Origin of the sequence: Paenisporosarcina sp. TG20, assembly GCF_000286315.1 — a bacterium.
GTDB lineage: Bacteria > Bacillota > Bacilli > Bacillales_A > Planococcaceae > Paenisporosarcina.
The window spans coordinates 26,661-48,073 of record NZ_ALJG01000359.1; the positions used below are offsets into that span (position 1 = coordinate 26,661).

19 protein-coding genes and 1 other RNA gene are annotated in these 21,413 nt (G+C 36.2%); 1 reads left to right on the forward strand and 19 read right to left on the reverse strand.

Features of this window, described 5'->3' with window-relative positions; genetic code table 11:
* Positions 1 to 9: 9 nt before the first annotated feature.
* Together B371_RS0118995 and B371_RS0119000 are read right to left on the reverse strand one after the other, a co-directional pair.
* Positions 10 to 576: a recombinase family protein gene (locus B371_RS0118995; protein WP_019415909.1), complete on the reverse strand. Its 567-nt coding sequence runs from the start codon at positions 574 to 576 to the stop codon at positions 10 to 12.
* Positions 577 to 883: 307 nt separating this feature from the next.
* On the reverse strand, positions 884 to 1,804 hold the full coding sequence (locus B371_RS0119000; protein ID WP_019415910.1) for an endonuclease NucS domain-containing protein: 921 nt from the start codon (positions 1,802 to 1,804) through the stop codon (positions 884 to 886).
* A 304-nt stretch (positions 1,805 to 2,108) separates the two neighbouring features.
* Between B371_RS0119000 and B371_RS0119005 the strand changes: the two genes are divergently transcribed.
* Entirely contained in the window at positions 2,109 to 3,701 is a 1,593-nt protein-coding gene (locus tag B371_RS0119005; protein ID WP_019415911.1) for a hypothetical protein, read from the forward strand.
* Between the two features lie 302 nt (positions 3,702 to 4,003).
* On the opposite strand, the gene B371_RS0119010 is transcribed toward B371_RS0119005, so the two are convergent.
* The 17 genes from B371_RS0119010 to B371_RS0119085 all read right to left on the reverse strand — a co-directional run bounded on the left by B371_RS0119010 (position 4,004) and on the right by B371_RS0119085 (position 21,162).
* Positions 4,004 to 4,759 carry a hypothetical protein gene (locus B371_RS0119010; RefSeq protein ID WP_019415912.1) on the reverse strand — a complete coding sequence of 252 codons (756 nt, stop codon included), beginning with the start codon at positions 4,757 to 4,759 and terminating at the stop codon, positions 4,004 to 4,006.
* A 530-nt stretch (positions 4,760 to 5,289) separates the two neighbouring features.
* Positions 5,290 to 5,817 carry a GIY-YIG nuclease family protein gene (locus B371_RS0119015; RefSeq protein WP_019415913.1) on the reverse strand — a complete coding sequence of 176 codons (528 nt, stop codon included), beginning with the start codon at positions 5,815 to 5,817 and terminating at the stop codon, positions 5,290 to 5,292.
* A gap of 768 nt (positions 5,818 to 6,585) precedes the next feature.
* Complete coding sequence (locus B371_RS22565; RefSeq protein ID WP_019415914.1) at positions 6,586 to 7,566, reverse strand: hypothetical protein; 981 nt, start codon at positions 7,564 to 7,566, stop codon at positions 6,586 to 6,588.
* A 219-nt stretch (positions 7,567 to 7,785) separates the two neighbouring features.
* Positions 7,786 to 8,052 carry a hypothetical protein gene (locus tag B371_RS0119025; protein ID WP_019415915.1) on the reverse strand — a complete coding sequence of 89 codons (267 nt, stop codon included), beginning with the start codon at positions 8,050 to 8,052 and terminating at the stop codon, positions 7,786 to 7,788.
* Between the two features lie 105 nt (positions 8,053 to 8,157).
* Entirely contained in the window at positions 8,158 to 8,337 is a 180-nt protein-coding gene (locus B371_RS0119030; RefSeq protein WP_157185247.1) for a hypothetical protein, read from the reverse strand.
* A 7-nt stretch (positions 8,338 to 8,344) separates the two neighbouring features.
* Positions 8,345 to 9,313, reverse strand: coding sequence for a site-specific integrase (locus tag B371_RS0119035; RefSeq protein ID WP_019415917.1), 969 nt, complete (start codon positions 9,311 to 9,313; stop codon positions 8,345 to 8,347).
* A gap of 151 nt (positions 9,314 to 9,464) precedes the next feature.
* Positions 9,465 to 9,819, reverse strand: a transfer-messenger RNA (tmRNA) gene (ssrA, locus tag B371_RS23135).
* Positions 9,820 to 9,974: 155 nt separating this feature from the next.
* Complete coding sequence (gene smpB / locus B371_RS0119040; RefSeq protein WP_019415918.1) at positions 9,975 to 10,442, reverse strand: SsrA-binding protein SmpB; 468 nt, start codon at positions 10,440 to 10,442, stop codon at positions 9,975 to 9,977.
* Between the two features lie 52 nt (positions 10,443 to 10,494).
* Positions 10,495 to 12,810, reverse strand: a complete 2,316-nt coding sequence (gene rnr / locus B371_RS0119045; RefSeq protein ID WP_019415919.1) for a ribonuclease R — start codon at positions 12,808 to 12,810, stop codon at positions 10,495 to 10,497.
* A gap of 44 nt (positions 12,811 to 12,854) precedes the next feature.
* Positions 12,855 to 13,601, reverse strand: a complete 747-nt coding sequence (locus tag B371_RS0119050; protein ID WP_019415920.1) for a carboxylesterase — start codon at positions 13,599 to 13,601, stop codon at positions 12,855 to 12,857.
* Between the two features lie 112 nt (positions 13,602 to 13,713).
* Entirely contained in the window at positions 13,714 to 13,941 is a 228-nt protein-coding gene (secG, locus tag B371_RS0119055) for a preprotein translocase subunit SecG (RefSeq protein ID WP_019415921.1), read from the reverse strand.
* 209 nt (positions 13,942 to 14,150) lie between these two features.
* Complete coding sequence (gene eno / locus B371_RS0119060) at positions 14,151 to 15,446, reverse strand: phosphopyruvate hydratase (protein WP_019415922.1); 1,296 nt, start codon at positions 15,444 to 15,446, stop codon at positions 14,151 to 14,153.
* Between the two features lie 3 nt (positions 15,447 to 15,449).
* Positions 15,450 to 16,994, reverse strand: a complete 1,545-nt coding sequence (gene gpmI / locus B371_RS0119065) for a 2,3-bisphosphoglycerate-independent phosphoglycerate mutase (protein WP_019415923.1) — start codon at positions 16,992 to 16,994, stop codon at positions 15,450 to 15,452.
* Complete coding sequence (tpiA, locus tag B371_RS0119070) at positions 16,987 to 17,748, reverse strand: triose-phosphate isomerase (protein ID WP_019415924.1); 762 nt, start codon at positions 17,746 to 17,748, stop codon at positions 16,987 to 16,989. The genes gpmI and tpiA overlap by 8 nt, the downstream gene beginning before the upstream one ends.
* A gap of 11 nt (positions 17,749 to 17,759) precedes the next feature.
* Positions 17,760 to 18,947 (reverse strand): phosphoglycerate kinase, encoded by a 1,188-nt coding sequence (gene pgk, locus B371_RS0119075; protein ID WP_019415925.1) that lies wholly within the window; start codon positions 18,945 to 18,947, stop codon positions 17,760 to 17,762.
* Between the two features lie 160 nt (positions 18,948 to 19,107).
* The gene (gene gap / locus B371_RS0119080) at positions 19,108 to 20,112 is read right to left on the reverse strand and encodes a type I glyceraldehyde-3-phosphate dehydrogenase (protein ID WP_019415926.1); all 1,005 of its coding nucleotides are present in this window, start codon (positions 20,110 to 20,112) and stop codon (positions 19,108 to 19,110) included.
* A 12-nt stretch (positions 20,113 to 20,124) separates the two neighbouring features.
* Positions 20,125 to 21,162: a sugar-binding transcriptional regulator gene (locus B371_RS0119085; protein ID WP_019415927.1), complete on the reverse strand. Its 1,038-nt coding sequence runs from the start codon at positions 21,160 to 21,162 to the stop codon at positions 20,125 to 20,127.
* Positions 21,163 to 21,413: the final 251 nt, after the last annotated feature.

Here is a 21,413-nt window from a genome sequence, read left to right on the forward strand (position 1 = left end):
AGTAATTTCTTAACCTTGGCTATTTGCTTCTTGTTCATTTTTTCTGCGGATAAGGGTTCTCTTAGTGATACCTGTCATCCCTTCGACTTCCTTGTATGTATGAGTCTCAAGCAGTTGCAAAGCGTGTTGCACTTGTTGTTTTGTATGCTTTCTTGGTCTACCTTCCTTAAAATCATCACGTTGCCTAGCGAGAGCCTTGCCTTCTTGAGTACGTTCAACAATTAGGTTTCGCTCCATCTGAGCCACTGCTAATAGAGTAGTTAAGAAGAAGTGTCCCATGGTTGTATCTTCTAGCAATCCTACATTAAGCACATGAACCTTTACCCCCTTCTCGAACAGCTTCTCAATAACTTCTATACCTTCTTTAGTGTTACGAGCCAATCGATCCAGTTTTGTTACTACCAATGTATCCCCCTCTTGAAGTTCTCGGAGCAGTAAGCTGAATACTGGTCTATCTGTTTTCATGCCAGTGAATTTCTCTTCACGGATAATCTCGCATTTCTCTGAGTGTAACGCCTGTTTTTGAACCGCTAGTTCTTGTGCTACTGTACTCACTCGTGCATATCCATATTTCATCTTTAATCCTCCATTTTTGCTGCCCATTTATGTCACTATGTTTTGTCACCTGTCAACACCTTGATATTACTACATTGCAAAAGGGGTGTCAATACTATTAAGTTTTGTCACTCTCTCTATTAAACTGAGTGTATATATTTAAATGCTAAAAGGACTACGTTTATCAACTTAGTCCTTTTAGCATTTAAATTCAATTATTTCTTTAACTCAGCTGCTTTTTTCTTATTGCTTATCTCTGTATCAGAGTAGGCTATGAATTTTAGTCCATCCTTTGAAGTTTGGATTTAGGGTGTTTTTCTAATTTCTGTTACATTGGTTGTATTGAGAACATCCAACCATATTGATATATTTGTATTTTTTCTTTTGTTAGCTGCTTCACTACTTCAGCTTCGAAATGAGGTAAGATTCCTTTACATACAATAATACCTTTAACATCTTTGATATTCTCTTCATCTTCATATCTCTTTATGTATCCCTTAATTTGCTTAAGAACTTCTGGACCTATCTCATTCTTTTTAATTTCCACAATATAAATTTGTTGAGTCTTAACATTCTTGACTAATAGGTCTAACCTTTTACCATCTATTAATTGATGTTGTCTGCCGAGAAAAATAAGGTCTTTATCTAATACACTAGGGTTATTAGCAAGAAATTGTTCAATGTCAGCTTCACTAAGTTGTCTAATTTCATCACTAGAAAGTTGCTTTTGCCTTAGATAACTCTGATTATGTAAATCATTCACTTTTTGTAGTAACAATTTAATCTGCACATCGGTTAACGCAGACCAATTTCTAAACTTTGACGAAAGCGCTCCTAGTTCAGTCTGATTAGGAGAGGGGGTAAAGAGAATAGATAATTCTCCCAGTACTGCCCTGTTAATTTCCAGCGGTGTATGTAGTACCACAGATTTAATTGGATTTCCAAAAACAATAACTTCATTGTCTTGAATTTTAGTGCTAATCAAGTGAGGGTTTCGGTATTTCATCATTATTATTTTATCTGCTCTTGCCTTTTGAATATCCATTACTTCTTCCACTTCATAAAAAGCAGTAATGAACCGTTTATTTTTTATGCTAGTATGAAAAAATAGATAATCTCCTTTGAAAACCTTATTTTTCAAAGTATACCCCCTGCCCCCTTTATCCCCATAAGTATATTCAGAAAATAATGGGTCTTCTTCGCCATCGTTCCTCTTCGGGTCTAAATATGGAATAAGATAACTAGTCAAAATATTCAACCTCCCATTGTATCTATCCTTACTCTTCTTTTCAATCGCTAAAGGACAATCTTAAGCAATCAATCTAAAAGACCATCTAAAACACCACTACAAGCAATCTGAGCGTCTGTGGGCGGTGTTCTCTATGTTATCTTATCCTAATCTGATGTCCCTGGATAATTACTTCGCAGCCTTTAATGATTTCCTGCAAGCACTACACCTTGTTCCATCTTTAGAATGATGTCTTTTGAAAAAAGGTAAATCTAAACATTTTGTCGAATAATAAATACAGAGTGATTTACTAAGGGGAAATCAAATGATTGAAATAAATAATCCATATAGTCGTAGACGGTTTACATTAAAAGAGAAATTCCAAAGAAAATTCACTGATTTGGCTGTTCCTTTAATTAAGAAGATTCCTCTAATGGAGGATTGGAACGATAAACCTAAATATGTTCCCCAGTTTTTGAGTCAACTGAGACAAAGTGCTGAATACTGGAACAGAGACAAATGGACAAACTCTAAACCAACAAACGTTGACGTAGACTTATTATCTTTATATGTTTCAGAATATATTCCTATTGAGAATGTGGATAAATTAAATAAAGGCTTAAAGAAAGTATATAAAGTATTTGCACCAAAGAGGTTTAACACAAATGATATTTCTCGTATTGATGACTTTTGCAATGAAGTTAAGCAAAGTATTCATGGGGGAAGTTGGAGTAACTTTGGTTTTCTTGAAGTGGGAGAAGAATCCGATTTATCTGGATTTGCAAAGCAATTACAAGTTCACGGCACTCATGTTTCTTCTTCTTCGATTATTTTACAATTTATCATCACTCCCTCTGACAATTTTGTTAGCGAATATAAAAAACTTGTTGAGAGTAACGTGGAAGATGAGACAGTTTTAACTCCTTCATTTAAAAGATTTTTTTCCTTTTGGGGTTCAAGAACAAATCCAGGTTCAAGAGTTAAAGAACGACTTATAGAGGACTTATTGTTGGAGTTAAAATGGAGAACCTTAATAGAAATGAGTAAATATTTTGATATGTACTTCACAAGTAATAAATTAGTTCCTCCAAGCATTGAAGTATACAAGGTAAAACAGACTTCTTGTAAATTCAAATATGAGGAAAATGAGCAAAGAAATCAATTTTGGGAATCAATCGGATTAATCGATTTTCATTTCCATGAAATATCAAAAGATGGATATTGGCAATTGTTTTCAAGTGAGAGAAACCAACATCTAGATAGTTCTGTCAAAATCACGTGTAATTCTGAAATACCAAGAGAAGCAATGTTTCATTCTCTCGATTTTCAAATGGTTTATTACGTACAGGGTTTTTCCATGAACTTGCTGCCAATATTAGTAATGAGAAATTATGTAATAGACTTGAGTAAACAAATTTCAATTCGTCAAAAGGACACCTTCACCTCTATAAAAAAAGCAAAACCGAAATATCAAAAGTTGATAAACATTAGATATGAGTTGGAACAAAACATACATATCCTTAAGCGCTTCAAAAATGAAATGGGTGAAAGTGAATTTGGACGACTTAAGAAGAAAATTATGAATAGCATAAGTGATTTTGAACCATCTAGACCAAATTTTTCAGATAAATTGTGGGCTGAAATCATTGTAGATAATACAATTTTCTTAATAGATAAAACATATAACCACTCCCAAAACTTCGCGAAAATTATAGATGATACTGTAAGACTACTTGAGATAAAAACAAATAATTCTTTACGTAAAAGAACATTTTGGTTAACAATAGTTACTGTAATTTTATCTTTAGTTGCAACCTTATTCGCAGGTTATTCATTATACTTCCAACTAAGTATAGAAAGTCAAAATTTAATAATCGGAATATTTTATTCAATAAAAAATTTATTCGGTGTGTTATGACTTGGAGGGAAAGTATATTTATTGTTTGCACTCCTGACGACCAGTTAACTACCCGTTAACTTCTGGTACAGTGTTTAAATACATTCCTTGACAATAACAAGAGCCAAATTCGAAGTACTAGTTAAAGTTATAATGGTTCAATAACAATTCATGAATGATACATTTTGTTGTAGCAGACAAAATAAAAGAAGGGTTTTATTAGTATGTGGAACGATATTATCAATTACGTCCCACATCCAATCACCCGCTCCAATATACGAAAAGGGAGAGCCTCAATTAAGAGACCCTCCTCAGAGTGTTACTTACTCTACTCCTACAACTGGCTTAATATCTTCTAACTTATAATATGTTTCTGTTTCTCGTATTGCCTCAGAAGTAATCAACTTTTTATGGTTGTATCTGCCATAGAAGTTCTTATTCTTCTTAGCATGAACCTTGATTGTAATGCAAAATAACACTTTAGCTTCATGCAAATATCTTACATATTTCATAACTGTTCGTCTATCTAGTCCTGTAATTTTTGCGAGTAACTCAATAGTTGCCCACACAGACTTATGCTCCATGCTCGAATTATGATAGTAAAACAAGTGTGATACGATCGCCATGTAAACTATGAATAACTTTGACTTATGTTTCGATTGCATTGTTACTATCTTTTCAATATCAGTTTCAAATACCTTTACAAAGCTATTTTCGTTCATTTCAGAGGGTTTGATAAAATAAGTCTGAGCGGGCTTTAGGTTTGTTGCAATGTATATCTTGGCTCTGTCTGTGTAAACAGTAATGTATTTCATAGCATGTAATCGAATGATGCTCTCTCTTACCTTCTGACTAGCTTCTTTATTCTTGAAATTAATGCCCATTATATTCATCAAATCATTGATGTTAGTTATAGCTGTTTTAGTAAAGTTATTAGCCAATGACTTAATGATTGCTAAATGGCATATATCTAGGTCTCTGCCTTCGTAAAAATACTCATTCAATAGGCTTTTGGGAAACATGATAAATGATTCTTTACTTTCTTCGATTATTGATTTTGGTAGTTCTGACTCTGACACAATATATTATCCTTTTCTTTCAGCAAAATGATAGCACTATGCTAACCATGACTTGCTGAGGGTCATGTATCCACCACACTCCTTTCTATTTATTTGATATTTACAGGTTCATGTAAAGGTGCGGGAGAGGAAGCATTGCGCCCGACCCCGCTCCTATTTATATCTTCTTAATCTTCTTCTTTCTTCTTCTTTCTTCTCTCTTCTTACAGTATCGTTTCCCACCCTTTTTTAGGGGAGTATGTGAACACAATCTCCTTTAATTTAAGGGGGGTTATGTTTAACCTCTAGAACTGACCCCCTTATTTTAGGGGAGTTCGTGTTTTTGGGTTTCTCGGAACTAATTATTCTTTCATGCTCAAAACCTACTATTGAAGCAATACACTAACATGCCTTCTATCCAGTAACATCAATCGGTTGAGCATGATTTTGTTGATTATTACATTTTCATCACAAATAATTTATGCTGTTTTCTTTTTCCTTGGATTTAGAGTTTTCTTAATTTGACTCGTTTTGCAATAGTTTGATAAATGTTATTGCTTATTTGCAAGTGCCTCATCAAGCCGTTTATAGGATACTTTCCCCCGCCATTTACGGAACAGATATTCTCTCATCTCAATGAATGTTACTTCTCGGTTGGCTTTTAATACAACTTGTCCAATTACTTTTTGAATTGAATGGTTTTGATATCTTGGATTCTCTTCGATATTGAACAGCGGTATCCAGTCTTGTATGAAACTTGCTTCTTTTTCCTTAAGATGCCGCTTTCGTTCCTTCTTATCCATAACATGAGTATCAATTGGTTGAAATGCTACCATGATACTATCTGATTCAGACTCAATTAACTCTAATATGTTTGGATTATTGTATCCCTCTCGTTTATCTTTTTGATACTGCATCATCCTCCTGTATAGGTCGGTTGCTTCACCTACATATAGCAGTTCCTTCGGATTATGTGAACGATACCAAAAGTACAACCCGCTTTCCTTTGTTAGTTGTGATTGATATTTTTCGATTTCATTCCAATTACATTTGATTATATCCATTTTAATTTTAGACAATCTAAGTTCCCGCTTTCGTTATGGATTAACATAACGATAGCCGCCTTAAGCTGATTCCCCTGTTTTAGCTTGGGTCTTCATTGACTAGTTATTAATAGTATTTCTCTAGTTTCTCCTAAGTTTTAACCCTCCTTTGCTATTGAATTACTAATTTGATTTGTCTTAGCCGCTCCTTAGAAAACACAAAAAAGGAGTGAACCCCACACAACCCAACCTCGTAAGAATGCACACTTGTCCCTGTCCAATATAGGCATGAATTAGCCTAACTCTATGAATACTAGTACTTCATAGGTGTTCAGAATATAAGTGTGCCTCTAATGAGGCGGTTGCATGTAGGTTCACTCCTAATATAGTTTATTTGTTTGATGATATATTGATTTTTAATAGTTATGTATACCATTGTAATACTATTAACTTTGTAATGCAATAGAAATTGATAAATTACATTTATTTACCATATTTGAATGTTCTCCTGTTCTGCCTCCATGTATGCGTATAACGGAGATGTATCGAGATTAGATTATAAACACTGGGAATTGGTGTCTTATACTAACAATAATGCAGTATAATATCCGTCTCGTATCGATATTTTTTACAGCGTGTTGGTGTGGATTGATGTGCTACCTAACTAGTATCGATAAATATAACGACAAAAACGGTATTGACACTTTAACCAACAGGTCACAAGGTCTACTTTCAAGTATTTATTGTTGCTTATTGCTGTTGTTAAAGAAAAATTAACATAGTGTTTGAAACTAGTTGCTAGTATCACACCGATTCTAGCTTGAAAGTATTTCTTAGGATGTTTTCTATATCTTTTTGGTCAAGGTAACTTATTCTAACCAAGTTTATATTATTCTTAGCAGTATATTCGTCCTTAACCTTATCATGATACTGCTGAGTTTCTAGGTCATGTTCTTCGTGTATCTGTTTATCATGGAATTCTCCATCATACTCAAGTAGAAGTTTAAGATTTCCATCTTCGTTATATATTGCAAAATCAAACCTAAGTTCCTTACCTTTAACACCTAATAAGTCGTCAAATGTGTATTCCCTTTCAAACGATATTTTATATGTTTGTAAAAATATTCGTATTCGTCTAGCGCCTTTACTTTCATTACATAAAGGACATCTCTGTCCATTGAGGAAATTATTGGGCTTAATATACCATGTATGGTTATTACATGAATCGTTAATGTGTCCAATTTCAACTTTAGTGTGGTTGTTAGAATAGCTACTACTTAATACTCTATATTCCTCACCTGTTAATCTAAAAACTTCTTCTTTAAATTTTTCTAAGCTTTTTCTTTTATCATTGGCTCTCTTCCTATAAGAACATTTCGGACAGCGCCTATTAAGTAGAAACTTGTGAGGCGTAACAGGATATTCATAACCACATGATTCATTATTGTGTCTCATTTTCACCTTATTTCCTGTTCCGTTGTAACTACTTAAAACTGTATACTCGTTACGAACAAGATGAAATACTTCTTCGATAAATTGTTCATGAGTTTTTGTTGTTTTTTCGTGACTTCGTTTATATCTACATTTTGTACATCTCCGTCCATTTAGAAAATGTGCTGGAGTCATTAGAAATCCCTCAGAGAATCCTTCTGGGCAAGTCTCATCATTATGCTTGAATCTAATTCTTGTATGAGAGTCAATAAACTGTTCAATTACTATGTATTCATTTCCAGTTAAATCAAGTACCTGCTGAACAAACTCTTTATGAGTCTTTTTTTTAGTCATAATTACCTCCAATTACTTATCCGTATCTTTAAATCATATTACTATTATAATATTTTCTAGTCAATTACTTTTCGGAAGATTCTGTGTATTCGTAACACAGTAATACACTGGACCTTAGATAATAAAATTAGGATTAATACTAATCATTTTCTAACAAAATCAATCTTACTTGAAATACTTTTTACCTAATTTAGCAAGTAAAAAAGAGCAGCCTCATAGCTACTCTTTTAATCCTTCTTGATATATTTTTCTCATTATAGTCCAAAATCCACGTTCTCTGATTCGTTTCGTAGCAGTGCCTCTCGTATTCATTAATAACACCTCAGACTCTTCCCAAGAGTTATCAGTTATTACAACCAACCATTTTCCATCCAAACATTCACCAAGGTAGGCACGAATAAACCCGAATGAGTTGTTTTCTTCTTTTTGAGCACTTGACCATACTTTATTGACCTTGTATTTGTTCATTAATTCACTTGAAATCACATAGAGCACCTCTTCTTCTTACAATACTATATTATTTGGAAGTACAGAATAAAGAAACCCCATAAACAACTTGAATTTATGAGGTAAGTATAGTGCTTTTCTATTCTAACCGATACTATTCTCAAATTTAGGATTGTAAACGGTCATCTCCATTTTTTCTCCTGTTGCTGTTACTATTGTGACATTGCAATAAGAATTGTCCTTAAATAATTCGTTCATTTTTTCGAATTTATCTGATTGAATTGGAAGTTCACTACTAAAGGTTGCCATTATATTCTTCTTCATTTGCATCTTACAAAAAGTCCCTTAAACTAGTAGCCACTTCTTCAATATCTAAATCTAAATATTGCGTTGTTACGGCTAAATCTGAGTGACCTAGTGCCTTTGAGATAAGTGCAATGCTTGCACCCTTGTCTAATAGGCTCTTAGCGTATCCTCTGCGTATAGCGTGTGCGTTGATATTCTCAAAGCCGTAACGCTTGGCATATTTGCATAACTGTTTTGTTATAGCATTACTAGATGATTTACTATCGTTAATTTGCAAGCCGTTCTGAGTGATGAAGATATTCGTGTTATCAGTATTATAGTAATCACGAATTTTATCGTTTTGCTTAATCAATACTTTATACAGGTCTGCTAGTTCTTGGTCTATAGGTAGCTTTAAAAATTTATGATTCTTTAAAATCGAGCCGTCTAAGTTGAAGCATAGGTTTTGGAAGTCAATGTGTCTCTCCTTCAACTCACCTACTGTTCGAATACGAATACCTGTCTTGTACATTGTCAGAATCGCTACAGTGTCCCGAAAGCCGATAAACGTGTTCTTGTCTATGAGTGATAGTAAAGCTTCAATATCGCTTTCCTTAGCACCTTTTTTAACTTCCTTATCAATCTTGATGTGAATGCTACTCCAGAACTTTTGTTTAATCCAACCGTTGTTATGGAACTTACTTAATACAGCCTTAATGGATTTCAAACGTATTAGCTTAGTTTGATTAGAAACATCTATTGAATCTAAGTAATTGTAAATACTGTCTGTTTTAATATCCTCTACATATTCCAGTTTATTAAACTTTATAAACTGATTAATAATATAGTCGTAGCTTTCAATTGTTCTGATTCGGTTTCCTGCGATTCGCATTTGCTGATAAATGGTTTCTAATGCTTGTGGAATAGGTGTCCCGCTTCTTTTTATTTCTTTTGTTTTTGTAGCAATGTTAACTTCTTCTGTTTGAATGGAAAAAATACCATGTTTTCTGCCCATACAAAAAACCTCCTAATTTTAATAAATTAGAAGGTCAATTGTCGCAAATTCGTTAGGGTGTTTATTAGGGAGTTTCCTCCCTAGTTCAACTCCCGTTCAAACTCCCTAGTGTAACAAACCATTGATATGACTGTGTTTAGCAGCCATTTTTCAATGGAGACGGCGGGAATCGAACCCGCGTCCAGAAACTCCAACACTTAAGCTTCTACGCGTGTATCTTGCCTATTAGATTTCGCGCAGCATTATGCCGACAAGCGGGCGTCTTGTGCGCTAACTTGAAAATCTCTTACCGGCGGCTCAAGTTGCACCGACGATCGTATCCCACTAAGAGTGAGCTCGTACATGACCACATGGGTGATGGCCAAGACAAGCAACATCGTCAGCTTACGCTGCGAATGCTAGGTTTTGGTTTTTGCCAGTTATTATAAAGTGCCGTTGATACGGAGCCGAGCCCTCCGACGCGCAACTTAAGCTCAGACTATCCCTGTCGAATCCGTAACGTCCCCTTAATAAAGGATGATCAAAAAGGCATACTCAAAAAATGGCTATCGCTAATTTTTGTTCCTTCTTGAACTCTTAATGGAAGTTCGGTGAACTACATGTTTATCTGGCAAAGTAGTAATTCTATTATAAGACAAAATTGGTCAAACTTCAAGTATAATTATTCTTGATTTCGAGATTTAAATGCTCTTTCGATATCACGTTTAGCTTCTTTTTTCTTTAAATCATCACGTTTGTCGTAAGTCTTTTTCCCTTTACCCAATCCAATTAACACTTTGGCAAAGCCATCTTTTAAATACATTTTAATTGGAATGATTGAAAATCCATCTCTTTTTGATAAGCCGATTAACTCATTAATTTGTTTTTTATGAAGTAATAGTTTCCTAGAACGTAAAGGTTCATGATTAAATCGGTTTCCTTGTTCATATGGACTAATATGCATATTTGAAATCCATGCTTCATTGTTCCGAATTCGAACAAACGCATCTTTTAATTGAACTTTACTTTTTCTAATGGATTTTATCTCGGTACCTTGCAATACGATACCCGCTTCAATCGTGTCTTCAATAAAGAAGTCATGATTAGCTTTTTTATTTTGTGCTACAACTTTCCCTTGTCCTTTTGCCATATGACTACACCTCTCTGTTCAAGAGAGAGCGGCTATTAACCGCTCAATTTTTTTACTTTTTCTTTCGTTTACGACCTTGTTGCTTCTTTTTAGCAACACCTTCATAATATTTTTTCTTTTGTTTTACTTCTTTTTTCTCTCCAGGTTTTGAACCCTTAGAAGAACTTCTTCCTGATCCTTCTTTTCGTTGAGCATGTATTACTTTTGGTGTTTCTTTACGTGTACGTTGGATTGCCTTATTCATCCCAACAATTTCAAAATCAATAGCTGACTCTTCTGGTTTTACAGAAGTAACACGAATTGTTACTTCGTCACCGATGCGGAACTGTTTACCAGAACGTTCACCCAGCATCATCATTTGACGATCATCAAATCGGTAATAGTCATCTGTCATATTACTGACATGAACTAGTCCTTCAATTGTATTCTCTAGTTCAATAAACATACCAAAGTTTGTAACCGAGCTTATAATACCTTCGAATTCTTCACCAATTTTGTCCACCATATATTGTGCTTTTTTTAATGATTCTGTATCGCGTTCTGCATCGACTGTCCGTCGTTCACGTGATGATGTATGATCCGCAATCTCATTCATCACAGCCTCCCAATGGGCAATCGTTGGTTTGGATACATCTCCGTTCACTAAATAGGTCCGTATTAATCGATGAACGATTAAATCTGGATATCTCCGAATAGGTGAAGTGAAATGTGTATAGTAGTCTGTTGATAAACCAAAATGTCCCAGGCTTTCCGAATAATATTTAGCTTGTTGCATAGAGCGTAACATCATTGTTGAGATAACCGGTTCTTCAGGCATCCCTTTAATTGATTCTACGATGTCTTGTAATGCACCAGGATGAATTTCATTACCAGATCCTTTTACGACAATTCCGAAATTTGTTAAGAATCCAAAGAATTTCTGAAGTTTCTCAGGTTTTGGATCTTCATGAATACGGTAAATGAAAGGCACTTCCATCCAATGGAAATGTTCTGCCACTGTTTCATTAGCAGCTAACATGAACTCCTCAATCAATCGTTCAGCTACAGTTCGTTCTCGAATGACAACATCTGTTGGCCAACCTTCCTCGTTTACAAGAATTTTTGATTCTTTAAAATCAAAATCAATTGCTCCACGAGTAGCACGTTTTTCACGTAAAACAGCAGCTAGCTCCACCATTAGATCAAACATTGGAACTAAATCTCTGTATCGCTCAATTAAAGCTTCATCCTTTTGCTCTACAATTTTATAGACATCCGTATATGTCATACGTTCTTTTGTCTTGATAACACTTTGGAAAATTTCGTGCGATACCACTGTTCCACTACCGTCAATAATCATTTCACAAGACAAAGTTAATCGATCGACTTGCGGGTTTAACGAACATATACCATTCGATAAACGGTGTGGAATCATTGGGATTACTCGGTCTGTTAAATAGACACTTGTTGCACGATCATACGCCTCTAAATCCATCGGTGATCCGTCCGTAACATAATGACTCACGTCCGCAACATGAACACCAAGTTTGTACGTACCATCTGCATTCTTTGTTACAGTGACTGCATCGTCTAGATCTTTTGCATCTGCACCATCAATGGTTACAATGACTTCATTTCTAAGGTCACGTCGACCTTCTAAATCAGACACAGCAATTTCATCAGGAACTGCATTTGCTTGATCTAAAACTGGCTGTGTAAATTCAGTTTCAATCCCATGTTTATGAATGATGGATAGAATGTCAACACCTGGGTCATTTTTATGCCCGAGAATTTGTGTTACCATTCCAGTGGCAGATTTTCGTCCTTCTGGCCATCCTGTAATTTCAACTACTACTTTATGACCATCAATTGCACCAAGCGTATCTTCTTTTGCAATGAAAATATCCATAGAGATTTTTTTATCGTCTGCAAGTACAAAACCAAAACCTTTATTGTCTTGGAACTGACCAACCACTTTTGAAATACCGCGTTGTACGATTTTCGTAACCGCTCCTTCACGACGGTCCCCAGAGCTGGCATTTGAAACACGTGCAAGAACGATGTCACCGTTCATAGCTCCATTAACTTCAGTAGGTGGAATGAAAATATCATCCATACCTTCTTCATCAGGGGCAACGAATCCAAACCCTCTTGCATGTCCAATGAATTTGCCTCGTAGCAGGTTCATTCGTTCAGGGACACCATAACGATTCGATTTAGAACGAATTACATATCCCTTCTCTTCTAAATGGACAAGTGTTTTTATTAATTCTTTAAATTCATCTGAATCTTCAAATCCAAATTGGCTTTCAATTTCTTGGACAGTTAAAGGTCTGTATTCTTCTTTTAGCATAAAATCAAGTAAACGTTGTTTTAAATTTTGTTCCATCTTTCATCCCTCCTTCTATACAGAGTGTGCGATTAAGGCGAATTTTACTCTTTCCATTCCAAAGACTCTAAAAACTTTAAAATATCTTCATGTAATTGATTTTTTTCTTTATCAAGTGTAATCACATGTCCTGATTCTTCGTACCACTTGATACTTTTATCAAATGATTCAACCTCATCATGAATGATATTGGCAGAATATACGTCAATGACACTGTCTTGCCGTCCTTGGACAACGAAAAGTGGAGCATAGACATGATCCACATGATCACGAACATCATACACAAGTTTTCGCAAATCTGGTAATGACTCCATCGACTGATTTTGCAATGCTTCTACTTCTTCTTCGATAACCTTGGAGTCTTTTCCTTCATAACGTTTATATTCCCGTGCATATTTTAAAACGCCTTCATACATGATTTCTGTCGTTTTCATCGACATCGGAGCACACATTGTGATAATTCCCTTAATAGGAACGGTATACCCTAATTTCAACGAAAAAACACCACCTAATGATAATCCAGCAACTGCAATTTCTTCATAGCCAGCTGACTTTAATTGGTCATAACCGCGCATGACGTCTTTCCACCAATCATTAGGTCCAGTTTGTATTAGTTCTTCAGGTGGCACTCCATGACCTTTGTAATGAGGTGCTAAGGATGTATAGCCATTTTTCTCTAAAAATCGTCCAAGCATACGTACATCAGCAGAATTACCTGTAAATCCATGGAGTAATAGTACGGCTCTTTTACCCACTTCAAAGAAAAACGGTTTAGGTTGCGCGATTCGCATTTAGAAACCTCCATCTTTTAGATTATACTGACATCCAACATTATACAAATTAATAGTATGTATAAGAAAACGCCTAACCAGTTCATTCGGCCAGGCGGATCAATGTTGATTATTATAATTTTGTTACGGCAATTGCCAAAATAAAAAATAAAACGGCTAATACTATCGTTACTCGGTGCAAGACAAGATCCATTCCTCTTGCTTTTTGCTTTCCGAAAAGTTGTTCAGCCCCGCCAGAGATGGCACCTGATAAACCTGCACTCTTCCCTGATTGTAACAACACAACAACGATTAATGCTAACGAATTGATGACAAGTAAAGTCAATAATAACGCATGCATTTGTTCCACCTCCCGATCAGAAACATCACAACAAGAACTATTTTACCAAATAATACAGGTAAGTACAATAAGCTGGAGAAAATACCTTTAAATCATCTATCATTTTGATGAAAGTAATGAATTTTTGAAGTATTTTATTCTTTTAAGGGTAAAACAACCAATTAGGTATAAGCCGCTGATAGTCCAAAACCACCGTGCGGCTTCATACTCTATTTATTTAGGTTATAAAATGTTTTCAATCCTAAGTACTGAGCTGTATCGTAAAGTTGTTCTTCGATACGTAGCAATTGATTGTATTTTGCAACACGGTCTGACCTTGATGGTGCACCCGTTTTAATTTGACCAGCATTTGTCGCTACTGCGATATCTGCAATCGTTGCATCTTCGGATTCACCTGAGCGATGAGAAATGATTGTTGTATATCCTGCGCGTTTAGCCATCTCAATTGCATCAAAAGTTTCTGTTAGGGTACCAATCTGATTAACTTTGATTAAAATTGAGTTGCCAACACCTTCTTTGATTCCTTGAGCAAGTTTTGTGGTATTCGTTACGAATAAATCGTCACCAACCAGCTGAACACGATCACCTAAGCGTTCAGTTAATAACTTATGGCCAGCCCAGTCATTTTCATCTAATCCATCTTCAATAGAAATAATAGGGTATTTGTCACATAGTTCTGTGTACCAGTCCACCATCTCTTCGGATGATTTCACAATACCTTCTCCAACTAAGTGGTATTTACCATCTTCTTTGTTAAAGAATTCTGAAGAAGCTACATCCATTGCTAGTAAAATTTGTTCACCAGGTTTGTATCCAGCTTTTTCAATCGCTGTCAAAATCGTTGTAATAGCTTCTTCATTAGATGCTAAGTTAGGAGCAAATCCGCCTTCATCACCTACTGCAGTGTTCAATCCTTTTTCCTTTAATACTGATTTCAAACTATGGAAGATTTCAGTTCCCATTCGGAGTGCTTCACTGAAAGTTTCTGCCCCGACAGGCATCACCATAAATTCTTGAATATCAACATTATTATCTGCATGAGCACCACCGTTTAAGATATTCATCATTGGAACCGGTAGTTGTTTTGCGTTAAAGCCACCTAAGTATTGGTATAAAGGAATATCTAAGAAATCAGCTGCTGCATGTGCAACGGCCATGGAGACACCAAGGATAGCGTTAGCTCCGAGTTTACCTTTATTATCTGTACCATCTAATTCAATCATTGCTTGATCAATTGATACTTGATCTAAAACAGAAAATTTTTCTTCAAGTTCGGCAGCAATCACGACATTGACGTTTTCAACAGCTTTTAACACACCTTTACCGAGGTAGCGTCCTTTGTCCCCGTCACGTAGCTCTACTGCCTCATGTTCGCCAGTAGATGCGCCAGAAGGTACTATCGCACGACCAATTGCACCACTTTCAGTAAATACTTCTACTTCAACTGTTGGATTTCCGCGAGAATCTAATACTTCACGAGCTTGTATTTGTGTAATAATTGACATGTTTTAAGTCTCCTCAGTTTTTAGTAATGTTTTTCCTGTCATTTCAAATGGTGCCTTAATTCCTAATAAGTGTAACATGGTTGGTGCTAAATCAGCCAAAATGCCATTCTCACGTAACTCTATTCCTTTTTTTGTAACAATTACAGGCACTGGGTTCGTAGTATGCGCAGTCATTGGTTCACCATTAATAGTTACTACTTCATCCGAATTACCATGATCAGCCGTGATTATGGCTGAACCCCCTTGTGCGATAAGTGCCTCCACAATTCGTCCTAAACATTCGTCAACCACCTCAATGGCTCGAATCGTAGGTTCAAGCATTCCACTATGACCTACCATATCAGGGTTCGCAAAGTTCAATATTATCCCGTCAAAACGATTGGATTCAATGGCTTCTACTAATGCATCTGTTACTTCATAAGCACTCATTTCTGGTTGTAAATCATAGGTTGCAACTTTTGGTGAACTAATTAATATTCTTTCTTCACCTGGGAAACGTTTTTCTCTTCCGCCACTCATAAAGAAAGTCACATGTGGATATTTCTCTGTTTCAGCTATTCGCAATTGTGTTTTCCCATTTACTGAAAGAACTTCCCCTAGAGTATTAACTAAGTTGTCATTTTCATATGCAATGGATGAAAAGACTTGTTCATTATAAGATGTAAATGTAATGAACTTTAAATTCTGAGGATGTTTAGCACTCAGAGAGACTGAATTATCACAAGTTGGATTTGTTAAGATAGATGATAATTGACTTGCTCGGTCCGGTCTAAAATTAAAGAAAATCACGGCATCATCTGATTCAATTTTTGCAATAGGTTGTTCATTTTCTGAGATGACGAACGGTACTACGAATTCATCTGTTACATTATCCTTATAAGAAGCAAGTATTCCTTCAACAGCTGAAGTTGCTTGTTTTCCAACACCGTCAACTAAGGAGTGATAGGATTTTTCTACCCGCTCCCACCGACGATCACGGTCTAATGCATAATAGCGACCACTAATAGTCGCAAATTTCCCGATACCGATTGTTGACATTTGAAGTTCGGTTTCTTCGACGTAAGCAAGTGCAGTTCTTGGTCCGACGTCACGCCCATCTAAAAAGCCATGGATAAATACATCTTCAAGACCATGTGTTTTTGCCAGTTGCAATAATGCAAATAAATGCTCGTAATGTGAGTGAACACCACCATCTGATAACAAACCCATTAAATGGATCTTAGAACCATGCGTTTTCACATGTGCAATGGCTTCCAAAAACGCAACATTATTAAAGAAATCAGAATCCACAATCGATTTATTAATGCGTGTTAAGTTTTGATAAACAATACGTCCAGCACCAATATTTAAATGTCCAACTTCTGAATTCCCCATTTGTCCTTCAGGGAGTCCTACTGACTCACCTGAAGCAATTAAAGATGCGTGAGGGTAATCTTGCCAGTAGCGATCAAAATTCGGTTTTTTTGCTTGAGCTACAGCATTTCCAAAAACTTCATTGCGAAGTGCAAAACCGTCTATGATAATTAATGCAACAGGAGCTTTAGACATTGGCACCAGCCTCTAGTAATTTCAAGAATGATGATGATTGTAAGCTTGCACCACCTACCAAAGCACCATCAATATGTTCCATAGCTAACAATTCTCTAATATTCTCAGGTTTGACTGAGCCACCATATTGTATCCGTACAGCATCCGCCACTTGTTGACCAAATAACGATTCTACTTTTGAACGAATAGCCCCACACACTTCATTCGCATCTTCTGATGTTGCGGTTTTTCCAGTGCCAATCGCCCATATTGGCTCATACGCGATGACCGTTTGTTTCACTTGATCTTCAGTCAAGTTTGCAAGTCCTTTTTCTACTTGTCCTTCTACTTTAGATGTCGTGTTTCCTGTCTCTCGTTCATCAAGCGTTTCACCAACACAAACAATAGGCGTTAATGAATTCGCAAAAGCTGCTAGTACTTTTTTATTTACGCCATCGTCTGTTTCATTAAAATATTGACGACGTTCAGAGTGCCCTAAAATCACGTAATCAACACCTATGTCTGCTAATTGAACCGGACTGACTTCCCCAGTATAAGCACCTTCATTTTCATAATGCATATTTTGTGCACCTACATGAATATTAGAACCCGATAGTTCCTGTGTTAATTGCTCTAGAAATAGTGCTGGTGCGCAAATAACCGTATCAACTTTTTCGTAATCCGGTGCTAAACCTTTTATTTCTTCCACAAAAGTTTTCGCTTCTGATAATGTTTTATACATTTTCCAATTGCCCGCAATAATCGGTTTTCGCATTTGAATTCCTCCTAGTTTTGATCGTTTAATGCAACCACTCCTGGTAAATCTTTGCCTTCCATAAACTCTAGTGAGGCACCGCCACCAGTGGAAATATGGTCCATTTTATCCGCTACTCCGAATTTTTCTACTGCTGCAGCCGAATCACCACCGCCGATTACCGTATAGGCTTGTGTCATTGCCATGGCATTCGCAATACCTCTCGTTCCATTTGCAAAAGGTGGCATTTCGAATACACCCATTGGTCCATTCCAGATAATTAGTTGTGAGTTGGCAATGATATCTGCATATTGAGCAGTTGTCTTAGGTCCAATATCAAGGCCCATCCAATCAGCAGGAATTTCATGGACATCGACCACTTTTGTCTCAGCATCTTTTGAAAAATCACTAGCTATGACAGCATCGATTGGTAACATTAAATTAACGCCTTTATTTTTTGCTTTGTCGATAAATGATTTGGCCAGGTCTATTTTATCTTCTTCTAACAATGATTTTCCAATCTCGTAACCTTGAGATTTTAGAAACGTATAGGATAAACCACCACCGATGATAAGGTTATCTACCTTGTCCAATAAATGATCAATAACACCTATTTTATCTTTCACTTTAGCTCCACCAATAATTGCCGTAAATGGACGCTTCGGTTCAAATAATGCTTTTCCTAAAACATCTAATTCTTTTTCCATTAACAATCCAGAAACTGCTGGTATATGTTTTGCAATTCCTTCGGTTGAAGCATGCGCACGATGTGCAGTTCCAAAAGCATCGTTTACGTATACATCTGCTAGTTTAGCAAATTGTTCGGCTAATTCTGAATCATTCTTTTCTTCCCCTGGGTGGAAACGGACATTTTCGAGTAAGACAATGTCGCCTTCTTCCATAAGAGATATTGCTTGTTCAACCAGCTCGCCGATTGACTCGTCCATTTTTTGAACGGGCTTATGTAAAAGCTCACTTAAGTGTTTACCCACCTCGGTTAAGCGTAACTCTTCATTTACTTCCCCATTAGGTCTCCCCATATGACTCGCTAATATTACTTTCGCACCATTGTCTATTAATTGTTGAATGGTCGGGAGTGACGCACGAATTCGTGTGTCGTCTGTAATTTTTCCATCTTTCATTGGAACGTTAAAATCCACACGACAAAATACCCTTTTACCTGTTAAGTCTAGCTGATTCATTGTTTTTTTCTGTTTCATGAAGAATCTCCTCCTTCAGTATTTAAAATAAGGAACGGAGTTCGTTACTCCGTTCCTTATTACTTACCTCTATTATAGATGTTGTTACATTTAATCGCTATGTTAAGACTACAAAAGGAGATTACTTTTTAACGAAGTTACTCCTAGTTACTTAATAAGCTTAAATGCTTTTGTACATGTGTAATGCAAGGTCTATACAGCGTGCCGAGTAGCCTGTTTCATTGTCATACCAAGATAAAACTTTAACCATGTTTTTATCAAGAACCATCGTTGACAATCCATCTACAGTAGATGAAGCCGGGTTGCCGTTATAATCACGAGATACTAATGGTATCTCATTATATTCTAAGAAACCTTTTAATTCATTTTCAGCTGCTAATTTTAAAGCTCCATTTACTTCGTCAATTGATACATCCTTCTCTAATTCCACTACAAAATCAACAATTGAAACATTTGGCGTAGGAACGCGAACTGCCATCCCATCTAACTTGCCTTTCAATTCAGGAATGACTAATGCCACTGATGCAGCAGCGCCTGTTGAAGTTGGAATCATCGATTCAGCCGCAGCACGAGCACGTCGGTAATCTTCATGTGGAAAATCCAAAATTCGTTGATCATTTGTGTATGAATGAATTGTTGTCATCATACCTCGTTTAATTCCGAATTTATCATGAAGTACTTTTGCAACTGGTGCAAGACTATTTGTCGTACATGATGCGTTTGATACAACATGATCCGTTTTCCCATTATATGATTCATGGTTCACACCCATAACAAATGTTGGCACACCACTTTTACCAGGTGCACTGATAATTACTTTTTTGGCACCAGCCTCTATATGTTTTCCAGCTGATTCGGTGTCACGGAAAATACCTGTTGCGTCTACAACGATATCTATTTCATGTTTGCCCCAAGGGATTGCAGAAGGATCTTTTTCTGCATAAACACGAACCTTTTTGTCATTTACGACTAAGTAATCCCCTTCAAAAGATACATCTGCATCAAAAACTCCATGTACTGAATCATATTTAAGTAAATGTGCTAACATCTCTGCATCAGCTAAGTCGTTAATTGCTATTACCTCAACTTTTTTATTCTTCAATGCTTCGCGAAAAACCACACGTCCAATTCGTCCAAATCCGTTAATCGCTAATTTTAATGTCATTTAAATTTCCTCCTAATTTTCTTTTTGCATAAGTTGTGTTAATTTCTTTGCTGCACCTTCGTCAGAAATTAGTACCGTCTGTTGAGGTGCATGGTTTAAGTATGAAAGAATAGCTTGAGCCTTAGACGCTCCACCTGCTACTGCAAGTAAATGTTGCGCTTGTTTCAGTTGTTTTAATTGAATCCCTACTGTTCGAATACGATGAACTGCTTTTCCTTGTTCGTTAAAGTAGTAACCAAACGCTTCCCCAACAGCTTGCATCTGCGCTATTTTTTCTAACTCCTGTTCACTCGAGTTTCGACGTAGAGCCATCTCTTTAGCGTCTCCAATACCGTGTATGACAATGTTCGTATTATCATATAAGTCCATCATTTCTTTAATTACAGGTTCTTTAATCATTGTCTTATATGCCTTTTCACTTAAATGATCCGGTAGATAAAGTGTGCGAGAAGTTCCGCTTGCTTGAACTGCAAATGCTGAAGCAATATGATTAGCTTGCAGTTCTACATTTTCCCCAATACCGCCTCGTGCTGCAACAAATACTAAACTCTTCGGTTTGATATGAACAGATAAGTGATTAGTAATAGCAGCAATTGAGCTCCCGCCTGTAACAGCTATAATGTCATCTTTTTTAGATAATAGTTCAAGTTGCTTGGCCGCTTCCTGTCCAATTAACGATTTTGAAATACTTTCAACTTCACTGTCTCCTGGAACGATGATGACCCGAGCTAACTTAAAAGCTTTCTCCAGTTGTAATTCCATAGCATTTAATCCAGACCATTCGTGTACTAATTCTTTTAATGTGACTAACACATTATTACCTTCTTGAGTAATTTCCATCCCATTTGCTAATACTTCAATTAATCCCTGTGCTCGAAGAATGTCCAATTCTCTTCTCGTCTCCCGTTCAGTAGCATGGACCATTTCACTTAATGCTCTACGACCTATTATCCCGGATAACTGAATCGTCATTAATAATCTATATCTTTTTTGAAGAAGTACAGTCATTTCTGGTAAAAGTTTTTGTTGAGCTCCCAGTAATTGATTCATTGCATTCTCCTTCTTTAAAAACAAATTGTCCTTTGTTTAGATCAATATGTTTCCGTTAAAGTCTAATTTCACTTAAACGCATTAAACCCTGGACACCTTTTGTCCCTATACATTATTTTATGTCCCACTTCATTTTAAATATACACTTTTCACCAAAAAAGAGCAAATAAAAAAACCAGGCTAAGTTTGCCCGGTCCTTTTAAGAAAGTCACAGTATCACCTTGGTTTACGGTATGATTTCCGTTACAGGC